This is a genomic window from Pseudomonas donghuensis, assembly GCF_000696345.2.
GTDB lineage: Bacteria > Pseudomonadota > Gammaproteobacteria > Pseudomonadales > Pseudomonadaceae > Aquipseudomonas > Aquipseudomonas donghuensis.
The window spans coordinates 3,353,324-3,373,426 of sequence record NZ_CP071706.1 but is presented as its reverse complement, the minus strand read 5'-3'; the positions used below and the strand labels follow the sequence as shown (position 1 = coordinate 3,373,426).

Below are 20,103 nucleotides of genomic sequence, written 5' to 3'. Positions count from 1 at the left end.
CCTTTGACAAAGGGCAAGGTCCAATGAAATCAGGGCCTTGCCGAGTTGGCACGGGCGCTGCAATACCTCAGGCAAAGGCCACCTGGCCGATTCGATCCGCTTGATGGAGCATGCCCATGACAATCGCCGCCACCTTGCCGCTGCCTACCACAACTTCGCTTGAGCAACTCTGGTTTACCCGCTGCCCGGTGCCGACCGCTTCCGGCATCGCCTATACCCTGGGCTGGCTCACGGAAGAATTCGCCGCCGACGGCCTGCCGGTACACACCCTGCAGGAAGCCCGGCAACTGGGCCATCACCACTACGATCACCAACTGCCCGGGCTGTTTCGCGAGGGCGGTAATGTCCCGGCCTTGGCCGCCCGCGCCGCCGGTGCGCCGAGCCGCCTGATCGGCCTGACCTGGATCGAGGAGTGGCAGACCATCCTGGTTCGCCCCGACTCAGGCATTCGCAGCGCCGCCGACCTTAAAGGCAAGCGCCTGGCTCTGCCGGCCTGGGGCGCCAACCGCCCCGGCAGCATCGCCCGGGCCATGAGCCTGCACGGCTACAAAGGTGCCCTGAGCCTGGCCGGGCTGAGCTTCGATGATGTCCAGCTGGTGGAAGTGGCGCTGCACTCCCAGGACGATGCGCCGACCCCGCAGCAGGGGTTGCAGCGCCTGTGGTCGGGCCTGGATTACCTGGTGCGCGGCGAGGTCGATGCGGTCTACGTCAAGGGCGCTGCCGCCGCCGACGCTGCCCGGCGCCTGGGCCTGGTGGTGGGTATCGACCTGGACCAGATCGAAGACCCACGCTTGCGCATCAACAACGGCACGCCACGGCCGATCACCGTGCACCAGAGCCTGCTCGACGATCACTTCGAGCTGGTGGTGCGCTTTCTCGCCCAGACCCTGCGCGCCGCCGACTGGGCCCGCGATAACCGCGCCGGCCTGCTGCGCATCCTTCAGGACGAAACCCGCGCCGGTGCCGAAGGCGTCGATCAAGCCTACCGCGGCGACTTCCATACCACCCTGGCCCCGGACCTTTCGGCCGAGCGCCTGGCCTACCTCGACATCCAGAAAACCTTCCTCAACCTGCACGGCTTTCTCGAAGCCGATTTTGCCCTGGCCGACTGGGTCGACCCGCGTCCACTGCAAGCCGCCCAACAACTGCTGGCCGAACGCCGCGCCCGCGCTTAAAGGAGCATTGCCATGACTGTACTGACCAGCGACCACCTGATCGATGCCGAACTGAAAACCTTCATCGAGCAGGTGATCAACGAGGCCGAGCAGGCCTTCACCGTGTTCCGCGAAACCAACACCATCACCGCCAACGGCACCGTCGGCTTTATCGAGCGGGTACCGGGCCGCGAGCTGCTGGTGTCGGTCAACTACCCGGGGCCGTGGGAGTACCGCAAACCGCTGCAGGCCACGGTCAGCGACCTGGCCGGCAACCTGGTGCATGGCCAGGGCAAGGGCGGCCTGGGCCGATACGCCAAGCTGTTCCGCGAGCAGGCGCAGATCACCACGGTGTCCCATGTGCACTCGCCGTACCTGGGGGCCTGGGCCCAGACCCAGCGCACCTTGCCGTTCAACTATGTGCCGGTGCAGCGCTTCCAGCTGGCCCGCGAGCTGCCAACCTACATCGACCGGCGCCAGGACGAGGTCGATTTCATCCTCGAACGCCTGGTCGAGAACCCGTTCACCCCGGCCATCCTCGAAGCCAACGGCGGCGCCACGGTCTGGGGGCAGCACGGCCTGCGCGCCACCGCCGAGTTCATCGTGCTGCTGGAGGAGGGCGCGCAACTGCAACTGCTGGCCGAAGCCATCGGTGGCTCGCGGCCCTTCGGCCCGGGCGTGCTCACCCAGCAATGGAAGATGAGCAAGCTGATCGACAAGGCCAACGAGCTGGGCCTGATTCCCGCCACCGACCGCATTCGCGCCTGAGGAAAGACCATGGCAGTCAAGATTCTCTGGTACCTGACCAGCCCCGACGGCCCTTATCCATGGGAAGCCCAGGGGCGCTGGAAGACCGATTTTGCCCACCTCAAGCAACTGGCGGTGGCCAGCGATCGCCTCGGCTACTACGGCTCGCTGCTGGGCTCGAGCCCCAATGAAAGCCTGGCGGTGGCCGCCGCGCTGATCGACGCCACCGAGCGCTTGCGCTTTCTGGTCGCCCAGCACCCGGGCGAGTTGTCGCCGGCGGTGTTGGCCAAGTGGGCGCTGACCTTCGATGAGTTTTCCAACGGCCGCCTGTTGTTCAACGTGGTCAACGGCAGCGATGCCGGCCTGGCCCCCCTCGGTGTGCACTATCCGCACGATGAGCGCTACCAGTTCAGCCTGGAATACTGGCGCGCCTTCCAGAGCATCTACGCCGGCGAAACCGCAGGCTTCGACGGTCAGTACGTCAAGCTGGCGCCGCGCCCGGCTGCGGCGGCGCGCCACCCGCTCGGAGGCTGGCATCCGCCAAAACGCGCAAGCGTTCCGCTGTGGGGCGCAGGTACCTCGGGCCCGGGGGTTGCCCATTCGGTGCAACTGCTCGATGTCTACCTGAGTTTTGCCGACACCCCGCCAAAGCTTGGCGACAAGTTCCGCCGGGTGGCGGCGGAGGCGGCGAAGATCGGCCGCGAACTGACCTTCGGCACGCGCCTGCAGATTATCGTCCGCGAAACCGAAGAAGAGGCTTGGGCCCACGCCGAAAAGCTGCTGCAACAGACCTCGCTGGCCACCGCCCGCGCCGCCATCGAGCGCCAGTTGCCGCCAGGGCAAACGCTGGACACTTTCACCAGCGACAACCCGCAGATCCAGCGCAATGTGCAGAGCATCCGCGACGGCCGCCTGCCCACGACCCGCGAGCTTGAGATCTACCCCAACGTCTGGACCGGCCCGAGCCTGTTCGGCTTCAACATCCTCGGTCCTGCGGCCGGCACCTACCTGGTCGGCAGCGCCGAGCAGGTGGCCGCACGGATTCGCGAGTACCAAGCCCAGGGCACCTCGGCGTTCATCCTCTCGGGTTTCCCGCTGATCGATGAAGCCCACCGGGTCGCCGACCTGCTGTTCCCCTTGCTCGACCTGGACCACGGTTTCGACATTCCGCGCCTGAGTGCACGCACGGTTGCCGAACCGGCTTAAGGAGTTGCCCATGCCAAACGAATTTTCCCGCCGGGTGTTCCTCGGCAACAGCCTGGCCGTCGGTGGCGGCCTGTTGCTCGGCTCCAGCCTGCTCAGCGGCTGCGGCGGCGGTGAGCCTGCCGTGGTCGGTGCCATCAGCCGCCCCACCCAGCCGGTGCGCGGTGGGCGCCTGCGGGTCGGCATCATCGACGGCGACCAGGCCGGCAACCTCGATGCGCACAAGCCGTCTGGCGGCGGGATCATTCGCGGCTGGGCGCTGTACAGCAAGTTCTGGGAGTGGAACGACGACGTCAGCACGCGCCTGGGCCTGGCCGAGTTTGCCGAGCCCAACGCCGATGCCAGCGCCTGGACCATCCGCATCAAGCCGGGCCTGGAGTTCCACCATGGCAAGAGCATCACTGCCGACGACATGCTGTTCTCGATCCTGCGCCTGACCGACCCGAAACTGGCTTCGCCGTTTGCCGGGCTGGTCGGCGCCATCGACCGTCAGGCCCTGCGCAAGCTCGATGAGCGCACCATCGAGATCCGCTTCAAGCAGGGCCGCAGCTTCTTCCCGCTGGATGAAACCCTGATCGCCTTCGGCGGCATCGTGCCGACCGATTACCACCCGGTGAGCAACCCGGTGGGGGCTGGGCCGTACCGGCTGAAAAGCTTCGTGCCGGGCCAGCGCGCGCTGTTCAGCCGTTTCGAGAATTACTTCAAACCCAACCAGCCGTATGCCGATGAGCTGGAGATCATTGAATTCAAGGACCAGGTGTCGCGGGTCGCGGCGTTGCGCGCCGGGCAGATCGACGTTGCCAGCGGCGTGCAGGCCGAGCACAGCGCCTTGATCAAGGCCGACCCGCGGCTGCAACTGGTGGTGTCGCCGACCACTTCGTTCAGTGGCTTTAACCTCAACACCGCCAAGGCGCCGTTCCAGGACGAACGGGTACGCCAGGCCTTCCGCCTGCTGGCTGATCGTCAGGAGCTGATCGGCCGTGGCCTCAATGGCTTCGGGCGCATCGCCAACGACCTGTACTCACCGCAGGACCCGACCTACAACCACGCCATCGCCCAGCGCGGCCACGACCTCGACCAGGCCCGCTCGCTGCTGCGCCAGGCCGGCGCCAGCGACCTGCGCGTCGAGCTGACCACCACTGCCAACGAAGTCAACGCCGCCCTGGTGTTCGCCCAGCAGGCGAAGAAGGCCGGGGTCGAAGTCAAGGTCACGCCGGTGGACAGCTCGGTGTTCAACGGCCCGCAAAAAGAACAGTGGCTGATGTCGCCAGGCTCCACGCCGGCCCGTGGCTTCTTGGCCACCGGCCTGCACAACGACGCGCCGCTGGCGATCTACAACCGCAGCAATTTTCGCGATGAGCGTTTCTCCGAGCTGTTTACCCAGGCCCTCGGCCAGCCTGACCTTGAGCGGCGTAAGCAACTGGTACATGAGGCCCAGGCCATCCAGCACCAGCGCGGCGGCTTGCTGATCTGGGGCTTTACCGACGTGCTCGATGCCGCCTCCAGCAAGGTTGGCGGCCTGCACGGCGAACAGACCACCTTCGCCTCCTGGCGTTTTGACAGCCTGTGGTTGAACCATGCCTGAACCGTGCGCACGAACCTCCCGACTCCCGGCCTGGCTGCCGTGGTTCATCGGCCGCCTGGGCTACGGCCTGCTCACCGCCTGGGTCATCAGCCTGGTGGTGTTCATCGCCACCCAGGCGCTGCCTTCGGACCCGGCGCGGGTCATTCTCGGCCCCGAGGCACCGCTGGAAAGCGTGCTGACCCTGCGCGAGCAATTGGGCCTGAACCGGCCGATCCTGGTGCAGTACTTCAGCTGGCTCGGCCAGGTGCTGCGCGCTGACCTGGGGATTTCCCTGGACTCCAACCAGCCGGTAGCCTCGATCATCTTCAGCCGCTTCAGCAATACCCTGGCGCTGCTGGCCGGGGTGCTGGTGCTGGTGGTGCCGCTGGCCTTGAGCATCGGTGTCAGCCTGGCCTTGCGCCGCGACAGCCGCCTGGACCGCTTTGGCCTGTCGGCGCTGATCTTCCTCAAGGCCACGCCGGGCTTTCTGCTGGCCATCGGCCTGGTGCTGCTGTTCTCCATGCCCCAGGTCAACCTGCTGCCGGCGGTGTCGATCCTCGACCCGGACAAGGCCCTGTGGCAGCAGCTTGAGTACCTGTTGCTGCCGATCTTCGCCCTGAGCCTGTCGTCGCTGCCGTACCTGGCACGCATGGTCCGCGCCTCGATGATCGAAGCGCTGGACTCGGACTACGTCAGCGCGGCGCGCCTGCGCGGTATTGCCGAATGGCGCATCGTCTGGCGCCACACCTTGCCCAATGCCCTGGTGCCGGCGATCCAGGGCGTGGCCCTGACCCTGCGCACCCTGATTGGCGGTGCGTTGCTGGCCGAGGTGATCTTCAGCTACCCGGGGATCGGCACCCAGCTCAATAGCGCGATCCAGATGCGCGACCTGCCGCTGGTGCAGGGCGTGGTGCTGGTCATCACCCTCGGGGTGGTGCTGATCAACCTGGTGGCTGACCTGCTTACCGTTCTGCTCACCCCGAAACTGCGCACCGCCCGCCGCGCCACCCTGATCCAGCGCAACCGCCGCGGCATCCAGAGCTGGTGGCGGCGCCCGGCGGCCAAAGCCCCTTGAAAGGAATAGCCCATGTTCTATGCACGCTGGTGGCGTGAGCCACAGATTCGCCGCGGCGCCCTGGTGACCCTGGCCATCGTCCTCCTCGCCCTGTTCGGCCCCTGGCTGGCCCCCCATGCGCCCACCGACATGGTTGGCGGTGTCTACGGTACTCCGGCCAGTGACGCGCCGCTGGGCCATGATTTTCTTGGTCATGACGTGCTGTCACGGTTGCTCAATGGCGGTTTGTCGATTTTGTGGATGTCGCTGGCGGCAGCGGCCATCGCCTTGATCGTCGGTACCGTGCTGGGGCTGCTGGCCGGTTTGTCGCGCCAGCGCCTGGACCAGGCGATCACGTGGCTGGCGGATGTCTGGCTGGCGTTTCCCGACTTGATCCTGGTGCTGTTGATTGTCTCGATGCTTGGCCGGGCGCCGTGGTTGATCGTGCTCACCGTGGCCATCGCCTTCACCCCCGGGGTGATCCGCCTGGCCCGTGGCAGCGCGGTGGCGGTGGCCAGCCAGGAGTTCGTCGAGGCGGCGCAGATGATGGGTTTTTCGCGCACGCGCATCCTCTTGCGCGAGATATTGCCCAATGTGCTGACGCCGTTGCTGGTGCACTTTGGCAACATGCTCACCTGGGGCATCGGCATGCTCTCGGGGCTGAGCTATCTCGGTTACGGCGTAGCGCCTCCGGCCGCCGACTGGGGCCTGATGATCAACGAAAACCAGGCCGGCCTGCTGGTCCAGCCCTGGGCGGTGTTGGCCCCGGCGCTGCTGATCGGGGTGTTCGCCTACGGCACCAATATCTTCGCCGAAGGCATTGCCCGGCATAGCGCGGGAGAACGTCGATGAACTCATATGCCCCACTGGCCCCATCGCGGGTCAAGCCCGCTCCCACAGTGGAACTGCATGCACCGAACCCTGTGGGAGCGGGCTTGACCCGCGAGAGGCCGGCCCTGCAGGTGCAAAACCTGCGGGTTGAACTCAACACAAGCGCCGACATCATCGACCACATCAACTTCACCCTGGCCTCTGGCGAAATCCTCGGCCTGGTCGGCGAGTCCGGCTCGGGCAAGACCACCCTGGCCACCGCTTTGCTGGCCCATGCCCGGCGCGGTGCGCGCATCGCCGCAGGGCATATCCAGGTTGCCGACGTCAGCCTCCTTGAGCTGCACGGCGAGCCCCTGCGCCAGGCCCGTGGCGGGCTGATCGGCTATGTCGCCCAGGACCCGGCGCAAGCCCTGAACCCGGCCCTGCGCATCGGCCCTTTGCTGCTGGAAACCCTGCACGCCCATGAACCGCAGTTGCCAAAAGCCGCGCAGCAACAGCGCCTGCAACAGACCCTGGTCGACGTCGGCCTGCCGGGCGATGCGCAGTTTCTGCAGCGCTTCCCTCATCAACTGTCCGGCGGCCAGCAGCAGCGGGTGATGCTCGCCCTGGCGTTCGTCCTGCGGCCACGCCTGATCGTGCTCGACGAACCGACCACGGCCCTGGACGTCAGCACCCAGGCGCACATCCTGCAAACCCTGCGCCGGCTGTGCAAAGAGCAGGGCGTGGCGGCGGTGTACGTGTCCCACGACCTGGCGGTGATCAAGGACCTGGTCGACCGGGTGCTGGTCCTGTACGCCGGACGCATCGTCGAAATGGCCAGCCGCGAACGGTTGTTCGCCCGCCCCAGCCATCCCTATACCCTGGGGTTGCTGGCGGCGATCCCGGACGTTGCCCGCCAGCACCCGCTGCAGGCGATCCCGGGCCATGCCCCGGCACCGGGCCAGCGCCCCAACGGTTGTGCTTTCGCACCACGCTGCCCTCGGCGTACGGCGGCCTGCGAGCAGGGGGAGCCGGGCTTGCAAACGCTTGAGGCCCGGCAACAGGTCGCTTGCCTGCATGCGCAGCTTGAGGCGCTGGCGCCGACAGCGGCGCCGCAGGTACGGGCGACGCGGGCGGATCAGGCACCGTTAATGGCGATCAGCAACCTCAACCTGACCTACGACCGGCCGGTGCTGTTCGACCTGGCCCTGGACGTACAGGCGGGGGAGTGCCTGGCGGTGGTCGGCGAGTCCGGCTCGGGCAAGACCAGCCTGGCCCGTACCCTGGCAGGCCTGGGCGACAACGCTACGGGTGAGCTGCGCTTCGATGGCCAGGCGCTGAGCCTGCTGGCCCGGCAACGTCCCAGCGCTACCCGCCATCGCATCCAGTACATCTTCCAGAACCCGTACCGGGCCTTGAACCCCCGGCAGACTGTTGGCCAATGTCTGCAGGCACCGCTGGAGCACTTCTTCAAGCTCAAGGGCCAGGCCTGCCGGGCGCGTATCGAGGTGGCGCTGCAACGGGTGGCCTTGCCGGTCACGGTCGCCGACAAGTACCCCCACCAGCTGTCCGGCGGCGAGCGCCAGCGGGTGGCGATTGCCCGCGCGTTGGTGTGCGAGCCGAGCGTGCTGATTTGCGATGAGGTGACCTCGGCGTTGGACGTTTCAGTCCAGGCGGCGATCCTGGCCCTGCTCAAGCAACTGCAAGGCGAGGGCATGACCCTGGTGTTCGTCACCCACGATCTGGGCGTGGTGCGGGCGATTGCCGACCGGGTGGTGGTGATCAAGCAAGGGCGCATCGTCGAGCAAGGCCCGGTGGATCAGGTGCTGGACCGGCCGGTAGACCGCTATACCCAGAGCCTGCTCGCCCATACGCCGAGATTGGCAGCAGCGCTTTAGCGGCGGCGCCAGGGCGCGCCGTTGGCAAAACGCGCCTCGATCCACTGCTTGAAGGCGAGGGTCGCGGCGCTGTTGTAGCGGGCGCCGGGGCGCACGAAGTAGATGCCGGCGTCGCTATCCAGTTGCCAGTCGGGCAGCACCGGCAGCAGGCGGCCGCTGTCCAGGTCGTGCTGCATCAGCCAGTCACCGCCGGCGAGGATGCCGACCCCGGCGCGCGCGGCGGCCAGTAGCGCTTCGTTGTCGTTACTGACCAGCGAACCGCGTACTTTTACCGTCTGCTGCTGGCCAAAGCCTGCCAGGCGCCATTCGGGGTACGAGCGCAGCCCGGTAAAACCCAGGCAGTTATGGCGGGCGAGGTCGGCCGGTGTTTGCGGCTGGCCGTGTTGTTGCAGGTAGGCCGGCGCCGCGCAGAGGATACGCCGATGCTCACAGAGCTTGCGCGCCACCAGCCGGCTGTCGGCCAGCTCGCCAATACGGATTGCGGCATCGAAGCCTTCGGCGACGATATCGACAAAGCGTTCGGCGTATTCGGTCTCAAGCTGTACCTCGGGAAACGCCAGGGCAAACTCGGCGAGCATCGGGCTCAGCCACAGCCGGCCCATCGACGAGGGCAGGGCGATGCGCAGCCGCCCGCGAATCTGCGTAGCGCCCTGGGCTGCTTCGCGTTCGGCCTCGCTGATCAGGTTTGCGGCCTGGCGCAGGCGCTCCACCAGCCGTGCGCCTTCATCGGTAAAGCGCAACTGGCGGGTGGTGCGCTCGACCAGGCGAATCCCTAAGCGCTGCTCCAGCGCACCCAGGCGCTTGGACAGCACCGACGGGTGGCGCTGCAGCGTGCGCCCGGCGGCGGCAAACGAGCCTTGCTCGAACAGCGCCAGGAGGGTGGCAAGCTCATCGGCCTGGCGACTGTCGAACGGGTCCATCGGGGCTACCTCGGTAGGTCAGGGCGTGAGGATGATCGCGCCCTGTGAACGTCCATATTGCAGGTCTTCATGGGCCATGGCGGCGTCGGCCAGGGCATAACGCTTGCAGATCTGCGGGCGAATGATACCTGCCGCCACCGCCGCCAGCACCTCCCCGGCACGTTGCTGGTATTCGGCAGCCGTTGCCGTGTGCGCCGCCAGCGACGGGCGGGTGATGAACAACGAGCCCTTGGCGTTGAGGGTGCTCAGTTCGATGGCCGGCGGTGCACCCGAAGCCATGCCGCAGGACACCAGCAAGCCGCGTGGGCGCAGGCTGTCCAGCGAGGCCTCGAACGACACCCGGCCAATCGGGTCGTAGACCACGTCGAGTTTCTGCCCCTGGGTCAGTTCCAGCACCTGCGCAGCCAGGGTGGCGGCGTCGAACACCAGCACCTCGTCGCAGCCGGCGGCCCGGGCGCGGGCGACACTTTCTGGTTTCGACACCACGCCGATGACAAACGCGCCCAGGTGCTTGGCCCAGGGCACCAGCAACTGCCCCAGGGCACCGGCGGCGCCGTAGATCATCAGCCGCGTGCCGGGCCCGACCGGGTAAGTGCTGTGAAGCAGGTAGTGGGCGGTGATGCCCTTGAACAGCAGCGCGGCGGCGTGGTCCAGGCCGAGCGTGTCCGGGAGTTTCACCAGCCGCTCGGCGGGGTACAGCCGGGCGCTGGCGTAGGCGCCCAGCGGGCCGGTGGCGTAGCCGACGCGCTCGCCGACAGCGATGCCGCTGACCCCCGCGCCAATTGCCGCTACCGTCCCGGCGCCTTCCAGGCCCAGGCCCGAGGGCAGGGCGATGCGCACATCGCCCTTGCGCTGGCTGACGTCCAGCGGGTTGACGCCGATCGCCGCCTGTTCAAGCCAGACCTCGCCGGGGCCGGGTACTTGCGCGGTGGTTTGTTCGAGGTGCAGAACACGTGGTGCGCCAGTCTGCTGGAGGCGGATGTGCATGACCATGGTTGAGAATCCTGAAACACAGTTAAGGTGCGTTCAAGGGTATTTTCTCAACCAGGGTCCAGCAATCGGCTTGTATGCAGTTGATTGCAGCAGCGAGTGCACGAGTCTGAGGGTTTGAACGTGCTTATGCCAGCAAAGGCCGTAATACGCCCGCTACGATTGTGTCGTTGAGGTACTCGACGATGCCGTGGCGGTTATCGCTGCCGTTGCTGGCGTTGCTGTGGTTTTGCACCGCAGGTGCTCCACTGAACCGCGCGGCGGGAATTTCGTAGAGCGCCACCACATCGCGTTTGTCACGAATGTTGACCCAGCTGGGTACGCCATCCGGGGCCTTGCGCGGCGAACCGTTGGAGGGCAGCCGGCTCAGGATGGCTTCAATGCCCAGGGGCGAGCCGAGGGTCACCAGGCCCTTGATGTTGCTGCGAGCAGGCCGGTTCATCAGCAGGTTATAGGCAATGATGGTACCCAGGGAGTGGGCCACCACGATGCACGGATCGTTTTCTGGAAGCTGCGCATCGACCAACGTGTTGACCGCGTCACGGATGGTTTTTTCGGTCAGGTAGTACCACACATCGCGTGTGAACAACTCGACCGAGGTCGCGCCGACACCGGGCAACTGATCGAGCAGGCGCAGGGCCGCCAGCACGCCGCGCCAGTTCTGAACACCTTTCTCAAGCATCTCGCCATTGGCCTCGGCGTTGATCTGTTCCTTGCTGATACCTTGCTGCTTGGCAATGTCGTAAATGACCTGGCGCATGAACTCTTCTTCCTCGCCACCCGGGGCCGCGGCGTCGGCGCCTTTGTCGGTGAGTACCTGAAAGTCTTTCTGCGCTCTGCGGTAGGTTTCGTCGAACAACAGATCGCCGTAGTAAGGGAAGGCCACATCGACCACGCCAGTGTAGGGCGAACCGATGTCTTCAAAACCCTTGATCAAGGCATTGGTCCAGGTGTTTTGCAGGGTGAGCGGGTTCTTGCCTTGTTGTGACCGGCCATGGATGAACACGACTTTCATGACAACTCTCCTTGTAGAAAAGCTTCGATAAGCGGTTGGGTATCGCGGCGGCGAAAGGTCGACCATTCAGTATTGAGCCGGTATTTACCGGCTTCGAGGATTGCAGGGTGGAGCTTCTGGTTCTTGCCATGGGCTGCCAGCACTGTCCAACCCAGGCTCATCATCGGGCAGAACGGGGCGATCAGCGGCCGTGCCTTGCGCTTGCCGGATGCCAGGGCGCCGGCGAGCAAAGCCACATCGAACGGCACGGGCAAAGGCGGTTGGGACGATGCCTGGTAGTCAAGGAAGTAGCTCAGTACCGAACGCACGCCTTGGTCGTCAGCGGCCAGCAGATAGGCGTAGGCGGCGTAGATGCCCAAGGTCGGGTCCAGGCGCTTTTCCTGGCGCAGGACATCGGCGAAGCTCGATGCCTGGGTCGCGGCCAAGGTGCGCAGTTTGGCGCTGCTGGCGAAGGCTGCGGCAAGTGCTTGCAGGTGGTGCAGGTGCAGGCGCCTGCTCGGAGTTTGCGCAAAGGTCTGGGCCAGGGTCATACCCATCTCGAACGAAACCGACTGCACCAGGCCTTCGTCTACGTGGACTGTGCCGATGTAGCCGGGCATGACCGGCAAGACGATCAGGGTGTCGTCGCTGAACGTGACGATGACTGACTGTGCCTGAGCAGACGGCGCCAGGCTGATGATGCTCTGCTGGTCATGGGTTTGCACAAGGGGCGCCGCTTGGCCGGGGGCCACCAGCACGCTGATGGCCTGGCTGCCGATGATGCGCAATCCGCTTTCGGCCAGGCTCTGGGGGAGTGCTGTGTAGCGCTGCAGGTTGCGCCGGTAGGCTTCGTCGAGGCCGGCTTGTTCAAGCAATGTGGTGCTGATGTACGCCTCGGGTTCCTTGAGAAAGCTGCTGGCCACCTGTTGTATCGCCTGGTTTCGGCTGGTGACCCTGAGGTCTGCTGGAAACAGATCGGGAAGCGGCAGGATCTGGATTTGCTCAAAGTAGGGTGCTCCGGCTCCAGCCGGCAGGCCGTAGTCCAGCGGCCCGGGGCCAGGCAGCGGGGGAGGGCTGGCAAAGACTAGCGGCGGGCTGGCATAGCCGAGGAACAGCGGTTGGCGCGCCTGGACAATGATGTCCGGCGTTTGCTCGAAGCGCGGTGTTTGCTGCTGGGCGCGGGTCGGCACCTGGTTGTACAGGTAGTCTTCCAGAAGCCAGGTGGGAATGATCGGCACGCTGGAGCCCGGCCAGGTCTCGCAAATTTCTGTCGGTGGGCTTTGCAGCGCTTCGAGCAGGACCTTGGTAAAGAAGCCTTCGCCTTTGTACTCCTTGGCGGTTTGTGACGGTTCGGTGGCGTAGAAGATATCGACCTTGCCGGGCTTGATGCCGACCACCGCACCGCGTTTCACCGCCGGCCTGCCACTGACCTGGCCCAATGAACCAAAGGGGTCGACCGCATTGCGACAGGCGTCGGAGATGATCACGACATGGGGTACGCCAATATGGCGGGCGTTGAGCGCCGTTGCGGCAATGTTGATGGCTTCGTCGGGGTAGTCCTTGACGTTCGACAGCAAGACTTGTTCATCGGCGCCGTTCTTGACAATGCCGTGCCCGGAGAAATACAGAATCAACAGGTCGAGCCCGCCGACCGCGAGCAAGTCGCGGGCGGCGGTCTGGATCGCCTTGGCTTCGACCACCTGGTCATTCTGATCGGTCAGCACGCTGATGCTCGGGCTGATGCCGAACTGCTGTTGCTCCTCCAGCCAGCGGGCAAATTGCAGTGCCCCGCTGGCCGCGCCCTTCAACGAATCCAGAATGCCAGTGTGATCCACCCCGACGGCAATCAAACCAACGTTTCGGCTCATGGCCCGGCCCTCGGTCCGCTAGAGGCGTAGTGCTATCAGTATGGGGCGGTTTTTGCGCTTATCCAGTGCGGCGCCGGTGCCGGGCGACGAGGTGCCAGCAGGGCAGTCAGGCCAACACCTCGATAATTCGCCGGGCAATGCAGGGCGCATGAGTCTCCAGGGCAAAGTGGCCGGTATCGAGCAGCTCGACCACGGCATTGGGGTTGTCGCGCTTGTAGGCCTCGGCCCCCGGGGCAATGAAGAACGGGTCGTGCTTGCCCCAGATGATCAGCGAAGGCACCTGATACTCGCGCAAAAACGCCTGGAACTGCGGGTAGCGCTCAAGGTTGTTGGCGTAGTCGAGGAGCAGGTCGAGCTGGATCTCCTTGTTGCCCGGGCGCTCCAGCAACAGCGCATCGAGGGTGTAGGACTCGGGGGCGACCAGGCTCGGGTCCGCCACGCCATGCAGGTACTGCCAGCGAGTGCCCTCCAGGTGCAGAACCGCATCGCCCACGGTTTTCCGGTTGGCCGCCGAAGGGTCAGCCCAATACGCCCTGATCGGCGCCCAGGCATCGCCCAAGCCTTCAAGATAGGCGTTGCCATTTTGCGAGACGAAGCCGGTGACCCGTTCAGGGTGCGCCACGGCCAGGCGCAGGCCGGTGGGCGCGCCATAGTCGAACACATACATCGCGTAGCGCTTGAGGTTAAGGGCCTCGACAAAGGCGCCGAGGGTCTGCGCCAGGGCATCGAAACTGTAGCGATAGTCGCGCTCGGGCGGCACTTCAGTGAAGCCAAAACCCGGCAGGTCCGGGGCAATCAGGTGAAAGTGCCCGGCCAGCAGCGGGATCAGCTGGCGAAACTGATGGGATGAACTGGGAAATCCGTGCAGCAGGAGCAATACCGGGGCCCCCGGCTCGCCGGCTTCACGGTAGAACACGCGAACGCCGTCGGCGTCGACGTACTGGTAGCGCACGGTTGGGGTGAAAGTGCTCATCGGACTGATCCTCTGTAACCGATTAAATTGGTTTGTTGGGTTACTGCGCAAGCAAATCTTGCACGGGCTTAGTAACCTGTCAAACTCAATTTAAACGGTTACAGATCTTTCGCGATGAGTGGTGCTGTAACTTGTACTGCAGAAAATAAGGGTTACCATGGACCAACCCCACCACCGAGAACGGCCATGACCGACACCATCACCGAGCCCTACGTCCTTGCCGACCACCCGGTGCTGGACATGCTCAACACCGTGGCCATTGTCGACGGCCAGCGCACCGATTTCTGGCGCAGCGATGCCGATGTGCTGACCTGGCTGCAGCGCCTGGGCTTACACCCGCAGGCGATGCCGCGCCTGGCCAAGGGCGCTTTGCTGGCGGCGGCAGTCACTTTGCGTGAAGCACTGCGCGACCTGGTCGAGCAGCGCAAGGCGGGCGAACGCGGCAATCCGGCGATCCTCAACCGCTTCCTGGCCCAGGGCGCCAGCCACGGGCAATTGGTGTGGGACCAGGACGCCAACCCGAAACTGCTGCGAGTGGCCGAGCAGCGTTCGGCCGAGCAACTGCTGGCGCCCCTGGCCGAGCAAGCGGCCGAGCTGTTGGCCGGCGGCGACTTCAGCCTGGTCAGGACCTGCGAACACCCGGACTGCATCCTCTGGTTCTACGACCGCACCAAGTCCCACCGTCGGCGCTGGTGCAGCATGGCGGTGTGCGGCAACCGGCATAAAGTCGCCGAGCACCGCAAGCGCCTGCGCCAGGAGTAGCCGCCATTGTAGGAAGGCTCTGATGCCCGGGTTTAAACACCCGGCAGCCGGGCAGCGCTAAACCGGTGCATGCCGGCGGTTTAAACAAACCCCTCCAGCGCGCCATCTTGGCCCGCTATGTGCTTTGCCTCTGCCATCGATTGCTGATCGATTGGTCAAACCTGCAAGTCGCCGCATTGGCTTGAGCGCGCAGGTTGTTTCTTGCAAATGCGCCTGTAGCCCGATAGCTGCAGCGTTTACTGGAACCTGAGGCATGTCGCTCCCCGAACTCCCCGACCAGGTCAACGCTGATGCCGGCTGGCGCGCCGAGCTCAGGCTGCGTTTCGTCCGGGGCGAGACCAGGACCTGTATTGGTGCGCGGCGCCATTTCGGTCCTCTTTTGGTGCAGCGGCCGTTCTATCCCGAAGGCGCACCGTGCCACGTCTATGTGCTGCACCCCCCAGGCGGCGTGGTCGGTGGCGATAAGCTGCTGCTCGATGTGCAGTTGGAGGCGGGTAGCCATGCGCTGCTGACCATGCCCGGAGCGACCAAGTTCTACCGTAGCGCCGGCCCGACCTCGATTCTCCAGCAGCACTTCTGCCTGGCCGAAGACAGCACGCTCGAATGGCTGCCCCAGGGCAACATCTGCTTTGCCGGCGCCCGCGTGCATCTGGAAAACCGTTTTACCCTGGCGCCTGGCGCGCGCCTGCTGGCCTGGGAAACCCTGTGCCTGGGCCGCCCGGTGATGGGCGAGACCTTCAGCCACGGCGCCCTCGACAGTCGCCTGCACATCGAGGTGGCCGACGACCCGGGCCTGCACGAACGCTTGCGCATCGACGGCGGGCCGCTCGACAAGCTCGCAGGCTTCCCCCTGCAAGCGACCTTCTGCGCCTACCCGGCCAGCAGCGAACTGCTCGACCACAGCCGCGCCCTGCTCGAAGACCTGGGCGCCCCGGCCGGCGCGACCCTGCTCGGCCAACTGCTGGTGGTACGCCTGCTCGACCACGACAACCAACGCCTGCAATCCACTTTGCAGCGGCTCTGGCATGCCTTGCGACCCGCCGTGGTCGGCCTGGCGCCATGCCCGCCGCGGATCTGGGCCACTTGAGAGAACGCCATGGAGCTGACCCCGCGAGAGAAAGACAAACTGCTGCTGTTCACCGCCGCGCTGCTGGCCGAGCGGCGCCTGGCCCGTGGCCTGAAACTCAACTACCCGGAAGCGGTGGCATTGATCAGCGCCACGGTGATGGAAGGTGCCCGCGACGGGCGCACCGTGGCCGAGCTGATGAACCTGGGCCGCGAAGTGCTGCGCCGCGACCAGGTGATGGCCGGGGTCAGCGAAATGATCCCCGATGTGCAGGTGGAAGCGACCTTTCCCGACGGCACCAAGCTGGTCACCGTCCATGACCCGATCATCTAGGAGCGCAGGATGATTCCCGGAGAAGTACAGGTCGCCGACGGCGACATCGAACTCAATGCAGGCCTGGCGGTAATCAGCGTCACCGTCGCCAACCACGGCGACCGGCCGGTGCAGGTCGGCTCGCACTATCACTTTTACGAGGTGAACAACGCCCTGGTGTTCGAGCGCGAGCCGACCCGTGGTTTGCGCCTGGATATCGCCGCCGGCACCGCCGTGCGGTTCGAACCGGGCCAGGCACGCACCGTCCACCTGGTGCCGTATCGCGGCAAACGCGAGGTCTACGGCTTTCAGGGCAAGGTCATGGGCAAGCTGGAGAATCAGGCATGAGCCGGATATCACGCAGGGCCTATGCCGACATGTTCGGCCCGACGGTGGGCGACCGCGTGCGCCTGGCCGATACCGAGCTGTGGGTCGAGGTCGAGAAGGACTTCACGGTTTATGGCGAGGAGGTCAAGTTCGGCGGCGGCAAGGTCATCCGCGACGGCATGGGCCAGGGCCAGATGCTTGCCGCCCAGGCGTTGGACCTGGTGCTGACCAATGCGCTAATCATCGACCACTGGGGCATCGTCAAGGCCGACATCGGCATCAAGGACGGGCGCATCGTCGGCGTCGGCAAGGCCGGCAACCCCGATGTGCAACCGGGGGTGACCCTGGCGGTGGGGCCGGGCACCGAGGTGATCGCCGCCGAAGGCAAGATCGTCACCGCTGGCGGCATCGACTCGCACATTCACTTCATCTGCCCGCAGCAGGTCGAAGAAGCGCTGACCTCGGGCATTACCACCTTCATCGGCGGCGGCACCGGGCCTGCCACCGGCACCAATGCCACCACCTGCACCTCCGGGCCCTGGTACCTGGCGCGCATGCTCCAGGCCGCCGACCAGTTGCCGATCAATATCGGCCTGCTGGGCAAGGGCAACGCCTCACGGCCCGAGGCCCTGCGCGAGCAGATCGAAGCCGGCGCCGTCGGCCTGAAACTGCACGAAGACTGGGGCTCGACCCCGGCGGCCATCGACTGCTGCCTGAGCGTGGCCGAGGAACACGACGTGCAGGTGGCGATCCACACCGACACCCTCAATGAATCCGGCTGCATCGAGGACACCCTGGCGGCCATTGGCGACCGCACCATCCATACCTTCCACACCGAAGGCGCCGGCGGTGGCCATGCGCCGGACATCATCCGCGCCGCAGCCTTTGCCAACGTGCTGCCGTCCTCGACCAACCCGACCTTGCCCTACACCCAGAACACCGTCGACGAGCACCTGGACATGCTCATGGTCTGCCACCACCTGGACCCGAGCATTGCCGAAGACGTGGCCTTCGCCGAGTCGCGCATCCGCCGCGAGACGATTGCCGCCGAAGACATCCTCCATGACCTCGGGGCGTTTTCCATGACCTCGTCCGACTCCCAGGCCATGGGCCGGGTCGGGGAGGTGGTGCTGCGTACCTGGCAGGTGGCGCACCAGATGAAACTGCGCCGTGGCCCCTTGGCGCCAGATAGCGCACGCAGCGACAACTTCCGGGTCAAGCGCTACATCGCCAAGTACACCATCAATCCGGCGCTGACCCATGGCATCGCCCATGAAGTGGGCTCGATCGAGGCCGGCAAACTGGCTGACCTGGTGCTTTGGGCGCCGGCGTTCTTCGGGGTGAAACCTGCGCTGGTGATCAAGGGCGGGATGATCGCCATGGCACCCATGGGCGATATCAACGGCTCGATCCCGACCCCGCAACCGGTGCACTACCGGCCGATGTTCGGCGCCCTGGGCGCCGCGCGCCATGCCACGCGCATGACCTTTCTGTCCAAGGCGGCGATCGACCGTGGCGTGCACCGGCAACTGGGGCTGCACAGCCTGATCGGCGAGGCCCGAGGCTGCCGCACGGTGCGCAAGGGCGACATGGTCCATAACGGCCGGTTGCCGATGATCGAGGTCGACTCGCAAACCTACCAGGTGCGCGCCGACGGTGAGCTGCTGGTGTGCGAACCGGCCACGGTGTTGCCGATGGCCCAGCGTTATTTTCTGTTTTAAGGAGCGAGCATGATCCTCTTGACCCGTCGCCTGAGCGACACCGCCCAGGTAAGCGGCACCGTCACCCTCACTGTCGACACGCGCATCAAGAGCCGCGTGCGCGTCACCCTCGACGATGGCCGCGAGGCCGGCTTGATGCTCGAACGCGGGCAGTTGCTGCGCGGTGGCGAACTGCTTGGCGAAGCGCAGGGCGGCGAGGTGATTCGCGTACTGGCGGCGGCCGAGCAGGTGTCCACGGTGCGCTGCGCCGATCCGCTGTTGCTGGCCCGCGCCGCCTACCACCTGGGCAACCGCCATGTACCGCTGCAGATCGAGGCCGGCCTGGTGCGTTATCAGCACGACCATGTGCTCGATGAGATGGTCCGCGGCCTGGGCCTGGAGGTGGAGCTCGAGCAGGCGCCGTTCGAGCCTGAAGCCGGTGCCTACCAGAGCGCGCCGCACAGCCACGCCCACAGTGACCATTTGTTCGTTCGCGTCGCTCAGCACTGATTGTCGATAAGGAGATTGCCCGATGAAAAAACTCATTACCCTCGCACTGCTGCTGGTTGCGGTTCCGGCGTTCGCCCACCCCGGCCATGACGCCAACCCGTTGCAGGACGGTTTGCTGCACCCGCTGACCGGCCTTGATCACTTGCTGATGCTGCTCGGCACCGGCGTGCTCGCGGCCCTGACCGGGCGCACCCTGGCGCTGCCGTTGCTGACCCTGGGCGCGATGTTCGGCGGGGCGCTGATGGGCCACGTGTTCGGCCGTGTGCTCGGCATGGAAACCATGATCATCGGCTCGCTGCTGGTGGCCGCCGCGGCGCTGCTGGTGCCCAGCCGCCAGGTGTTGCTGGCCCTGGCCATGCCGCTGTTTGCCCTGTTCCACGGTTGGGCCCATGGCGTTGAAGCCAGCCCGGGCGCGTTCTGGGTGTTCAGCGCAGGGTTCGTCAGCGTCAGTGGCCTGTTGTTGCTGGTCGGCTTTGGCGCGGGATGCCTGCTGCGTCGGCACCAGGGCTTGCAGAAGGCCTTCGCTGGCGGCCTGCTGGCCGGCGCCGCGTTGGTGCTGGCCGGTTGATGAGCCACGACCTGAAGCTGCTGCGCTTGCTGCAACTGGCCAGCCCGAGCCTGCCGGTGGGTGGTTTCACCTACTCGCAAGGCCTGGAGTGGGCGGTGGAGGCCGGCTGGGTGCAGGGCGCCGAAGGTTTTCGCAACTGGCAATGCCAACAGATCGAGGACACCCTGTGCCACCTCGACTGGCCGCTGCTGGCGCGGCTGTATCAAGCTTGCCTGGATGACGATGCCGAGGCGTTCGCGCGCTGGAGCCGGTTTTTACTGGCCAACCGCGAAACCGCCGAACTACGCCTGGAAGAACGCCAACGCGGCATGGCCCTGACCCGCCTGCTCGATGGCTGGCAACTGGGCCAGGCGCCTGAATGGCGTGCGTCGCTGGAGCTCAGCCAGCTCGGTGGCATGGCCTGGTTGGCTGTGCACTGGGAGATCCCGTTGCGTGATCTGGCCCTTGGTCACGGCTATGCCTGGCTCGAAGGCGCGGTGATGGCCGGGGTCAAGCTGGTGCCGTTTGGCCAGCAAGCGGCACAGACCTTGCTGCGTGACCTGAGCGAAGTTCTACCCCAGGTGCTGCAAACCGCCCTGGCCCTTGGCGATGACCAGCTCGGCGGCGGCTTGCCGTTGCTGGCGATTGCCTCGGCGCGGCACGAAACCCAATACACCCGCTTGTTCCGATCCTGAGGAAACCCC

At 65.7% G+C, this 20,103-nt stretch carries 20 protein-coding genes; 15 read left to right on the top strand and 5 right to left on the bottom strand.

The window, feature by feature from the left end; translation table 11 throughout:
• Positions 1 to 116 precede the first annotated feature (116 nt).
• From BV82_RS15695 to BV82_RS15665, 7 genes are read left to right on the top strand one after another with little or no spacing between them, the layout of a single operon-like run.
• A complete protein-coding gene (locus BV82_RS15695; RefSeq protein ID WP_036995169.1) occupies positions 117 to 1,175 on the top strand; it encodes an ABC transporter substrate-binding protein in 1,059 nt (352 codons plus the stop codon).
• 12 nt (positions 1,176 to 1,187) lie between these two features.
• Entirely contained in the window at positions 1,188 to 1,922 is a 735-nt protein-coding gene (locus BV82_RS15690) for a class II aldolase/adducin family protein (RefSeq protein ID WP_010223671.1), read from the top strand.
• A 9-nt stretch (positions 1,923 to 1,931) separates the two neighbouring features.
• Positions 1,932 to 3,107 (top strand): LLM class flavin-dependent oxidoreductase, encoded by a 1,176-nt coding sequence (locus BV82_RS15685; protein WP_036995168.1) that lies wholly within the window; start codon positions 1,932 to 1,934, stop codon positions 3,105 to 3,107.
• 10 nt (positions 3,108 to 3,117) lie between these two features.
• Positions 3,118 to 4,689: an ABC transporter substrate-binding protein gene (locus BV82_RS15680; RefSeq protein ID WP_010223668.1), complete on the top strand. Its 1,572-nt coding sequence runs from the start codon at positions 3,118 to 3,120 to the stop codon at positions 4,687 to 4,689.
• Entirely contained in the window at positions 4,682 to 5,743 is a 1,062-nt protein-coding gene (locus BV82_RS15675; RefSeq protein WP_010223666.1) for an ABC transporter permease, read from the top strand. Before BV82_RS15680 ends, BV82_RS15675 begins: the two co-directional genes overlap by 8 nt.
• Before the next feature lie 12 nt (positions 5,744 to 5,755).
• Positions 5,756 to 6,574, top strand: coding sequence for an ABC transporter permease (locus BV82_RS15670; protein ID WP_010223664.1), 819 nt, complete (start codon positions 5,756 to 5,758; stop codon positions 6,572 to 6,574).
• On the top strand, positions 6,571 to 8,430 hold the full coding sequence (locus tag BV82_RS15665; RefSeq protein WP_244993521.1) for an ABC transporter ATP-binding protein: 1,860 nt from the start codon (positions 6,571 to 6,573) through the stop codon (positions 8,428 to 8,430). The genes BV82_RS15670 and BV82_RS15665 overlap by 4 nt, the downstream gene beginning before the upstream one ends.
• Here the strand turns inward: BV82_RS15665 and BV82_RS15660 are convergent.
• The 5 genes from BV82_RS15660 to BV82_RS15640 form a co-directional block, all read right to left on the bottom strand.
• Positions 8,427 to 9,350, bottom strand: a complete 924-nt coding sequence (locus BV82_RS15660) for a LysR family transcriptional regulator (protein WP_036995167.1) — start codon at positions 9,348 to 9,350, stop codon at positions 8,427 to 8,429. The two genes, BV82_RS15665 and BV82_RS15660, sit on opposite strands and share 4 nt — an antisense overlap.
• Before the next feature lie 18 nt (positions 9,351 to 9,368).
• On the bottom strand, positions 9,369 to 10,343 hold the full coding sequence (locus BV82_RS15655; protein WP_010223658.1) for a quinone oxidoreductase family protein: 975 nt from the start codon (positions 10,341 to 10,343) through the stop codon (positions 9,369 to 9,371).
• A 124-nt stretch (positions 10,344 to 10,467) separates the two neighbouring features.
• Complete coding sequence (locus BV82_RS15650) at positions 10,468 to 11,355, bottom strand: alpha/beta fold hydrolase (protein WP_010223655.1); 888 nt, start codon at positions 11,353 to 11,355, stop codon at positions 10,468 to 10,470.
• Positions 11,352 to 13,202: a caspase family protein gene (locus BV82_RS15645; protein ID WP_081839651.1), complete on the bottom strand. Its 1,851-nt coding sequence runs from the start codon at positions 13,200 to 13,202 to the stop codon at positions 11,352 to 11,354. Before BV82_RS15645 ends, BV82_RS15650 begins: the two co-directional genes overlap by 4 nt.
• Positions 13,203 to 13,308: 106 nt before the next feature.
• Positions 13,309 to 14,175, bottom strand: a complete 867-nt coding sequence (locus BV82_RS15640) for an alpha/beta fold hydrolase (protein WP_036995165.1) — start codon at positions 14,173 to 14,175, stop codon at positions 13,309 to 13,311.
• Positions 14,176 to 14,361: 186 nt separating this feature from the next.
• On the opposite strand from BV82_RS15640, the gene BV82_RS15635 reads away from it, so the two are divergent.
• The 8 genes from BV82_RS15635 to BV82_RS15600 all read left to right on the top strand — a co-directional run bounded on the left by BV82_RS15635 (position 14,362) and on the right by BV82_RS15600 (position 20,094).
• Complete coding sequence (locus tag BV82_RS15635) at positions 14,362 to 14,937, top strand: CGNR zinc finger domain-containing protein (protein ID WP_036995164.1); 576 nt, start codon at positions 14,362 to 14,364, stop codon at positions 14,935 to 14,937.
• 253 nt (positions 14,938 to 15,190) lie between these two features.
• Positions 15,191 to 16,024 (top strand): urease accessory protein UreD, encoded by an 834-nt coding sequence (locus tag BV82_RS15630; RefSeq protein ID WP_036995163.1) that lies wholly within the window; start codon positions 15,191 to 15,193, stop codon positions 16,022 to 16,024.
• 9 nt (positions 16,025 to 16,033) lie between these two features.
• Positions 16,034 to 16,336 carry an urease subunit gamma gene (locus BV82_RS15625; protein ID WP_010223644.1) on the top strand — a complete coding sequence of 101 codons (303 nt, stop codon included), beginning with the start codon at positions 16,034 to 16,036 and terminating at the stop codon, positions 16,334 to 16,336.
• Between the two features lie 9 nt (positions 16,337 to 16,345).
• Positions 16,346 to 16,663, top strand: a complete 318-nt coding sequence (locus BV82_RS15620; protein ID WP_010223642.1) for an urease subunit beta — start codon at positions 16,346 to 16,348, stop codon at positions 16,661 to 16,663.
• A complete protein-coding gene (gene ureC, locus BV82_RS15615; protein ID WP_010223640.1) occupies positions 16,660 to 18,363 on the top strand; it encodes an urease subunit alpha in 1,704 nt (567 codons plus the stop codon). Before BV82_RS15620 ends, ureC begins: the two co-directional genes overlap by 4 nt.
• A 9-nt stretch (positions 18,364 to 18,372) precedes the next feature.
• The gene (gene ureE / locus BV82_RS15610) at positions 18,373 to 18,852 is read left to right on the top strand and encodes an urease accessory protein UreE (protein ID WP_010223638.1); all 480 of its coding nucleotides are present in this window, start codon (positions 18,373 to 18,375) and stop codon (positions 18,850 to 18,852) included.
• 22 nt (positions 18,853 to 18,874) lie between these two features.
• The gene (locus tag BV82_RS15605; RefSeq protein WP_036995162.1) at positions 18,875 to 19,420 is read left to right on the top strand and encodes a HupE/UreJ family protein; all 546 of its coding nucleotides are present in this window, start codon (positions 18,875 to 18,877) and stop codon (positions 19,418 to 19,420) included.
• A complete protein-coding gene (locus tag BV82_RS15600) occupies positions 19,420 to 20,094 on the top strand; it encodes an urease accessory protein UreF (RefSeq protein WP_010223635.1) in 675 nt (224 codons plus the stop codon). Before BV82_RS15605 ends, BV82_RS15600 begins: the two co-directional genes overlap by 1 nt.
• The last annotated feature ends 9 nt before the right edge of the window (positions 20,095 to 20,103 follow it).

Bases quoted from the DNA above. Each gene is read 5' to 3' on its own strand.
- BV82_RS15695 (WP_036995169.1), top strand. From the start codon at position 117: ATGACAATCGCCGCCACCTTGCCGCTGCCTACCACAACTTCGCTTGAG.
- BV82_RS15690 (WP_010223671.1), top strand. From the start codon at position 1,188: ATGACTGTACTGACCAGCGACCACCTGATCGATGCCGAACTGAAAACC.
- BV82_RS15685 (WP_036995168.1), top strand. From the start codon at position 1,932: ATGGCAGTCAAGATTCTCTGGTACCTGACCAGCCCCGACGGCCCTTAT.
- BV82_RS15680 (WP_010223668.1), top strand. From the start codon at position 3,118: ATGCCAAACGAATTTTCCCGCCGGGTGTTCCTCGGCAACAGCCTGGCC.
- BV82_RS15675 (WP_010223666.1), top strand. From the start codon at position 4,682: ATGCCTGAACCGTGCGCACGAACCTCCCGACTCCCGGCCTGGCTGCCG.
- BV82_RS15670 (WP_010223664.1), top strand. From the start codon at position 5,756: ATGTTCTATGCACGCTGGTGGCGTGAGCCACAGATTCGCCGCGGCGCC.
- BV82_RS15665 (WP_244993521.1), top strand. From the start codon at position 6,571: ATGAACTCATATGCCCCACTGGCCCCATCGCGGGTCAAGCCCGCTCCC.
- BV82_RS15660 (WP_036995167.1), bottom strand. From the start codon at position 9,350: ATGGACCCGTTCGACAGTCGCCAGGCCGATGAGCTTGCCACCCTCCTG.
- BV82_RS15655 (WP_010223658.1), bottom strand. From the start codon at position 10,343: ATGGTCATGCACATCCGCCTCCAGCAGACTGGCGCACCACGTGTTCTG.
- BV82_RS15650 (WP_010223655.1), bottom strand. From the start codon at position 11,355: ATGAAAGTCGTGTTCATCCATGGCCGGTCACAACAAGGCAAGAACCCG.
- BV82_RS15645 (WP_081839651.1), bottom strand. From the start codon at position 13,202: ATGAGCCGAAACGTTGGTTTGATTGCCGTCGGGGTGGATCACACTGGC.
- BV82_RS15640 (WP_036995165.1), bottom strand. From the start codon at position 14,175: ATGAGCACTTTCACCCCAACCGTGCGCTACCAGTACGTCGACGCCGAC.
- BV82_RS15635 (WP_036995164.1), top strand. From the start codon at position 14,362: ATGACCGACACCATCACCGAGCCCTACGTCCTTGCCGACCACCCGGTG.
- BV82_RS15630 (WP_036995163.1), top strand. From the start codon at position 15,191: ATGTCGCTCCCCGAACTCCCCGACCAGGTCAACGCTGATGCCGGCTGG.
- BV82_RS15625 (WP_010223644.1), top strand. From the start codon at position 16,034: ATGGAGCTGACCCCGCGAGAGAAAGACAAACTGCTGCTGTTCACCGCC.
- BV82_RS15620 (WP_010223642.1), top strand. From the start codon at position 16,346: ATGATTCCCGGAGAAGTACAGGTCGCCGACGGCGACATCGAACTCAAT.
- ureC (WP_010223640.1), top strand. From the start codon at position 16,660: ATGAGCCGGATATCACGCAGGGCCTATGCCGACATGTTCGGCCCGACG.
- ureE (WP_010223638.1), top strand. From the start codon at position 18,373: ATGATCCTCTTGACCCGTCGCCTGAGCGACACCGCCCAGGTAAGCGGC.
- BV82_RS15605 (WP_036995162.1), top strand. From the start codon at position 18,875: ATGAAAAAACTCATTACCCTCGCACTGCTGCTGGTTGCGGTTCCGGCG.
- BV82_RS15600 (WP_010223635.1), top strand. From the start codon at position 19,420: ATGAGCCACGACCTGAAGCTGCTGCGCTTGCTGCAACTGGCCAGCCCG.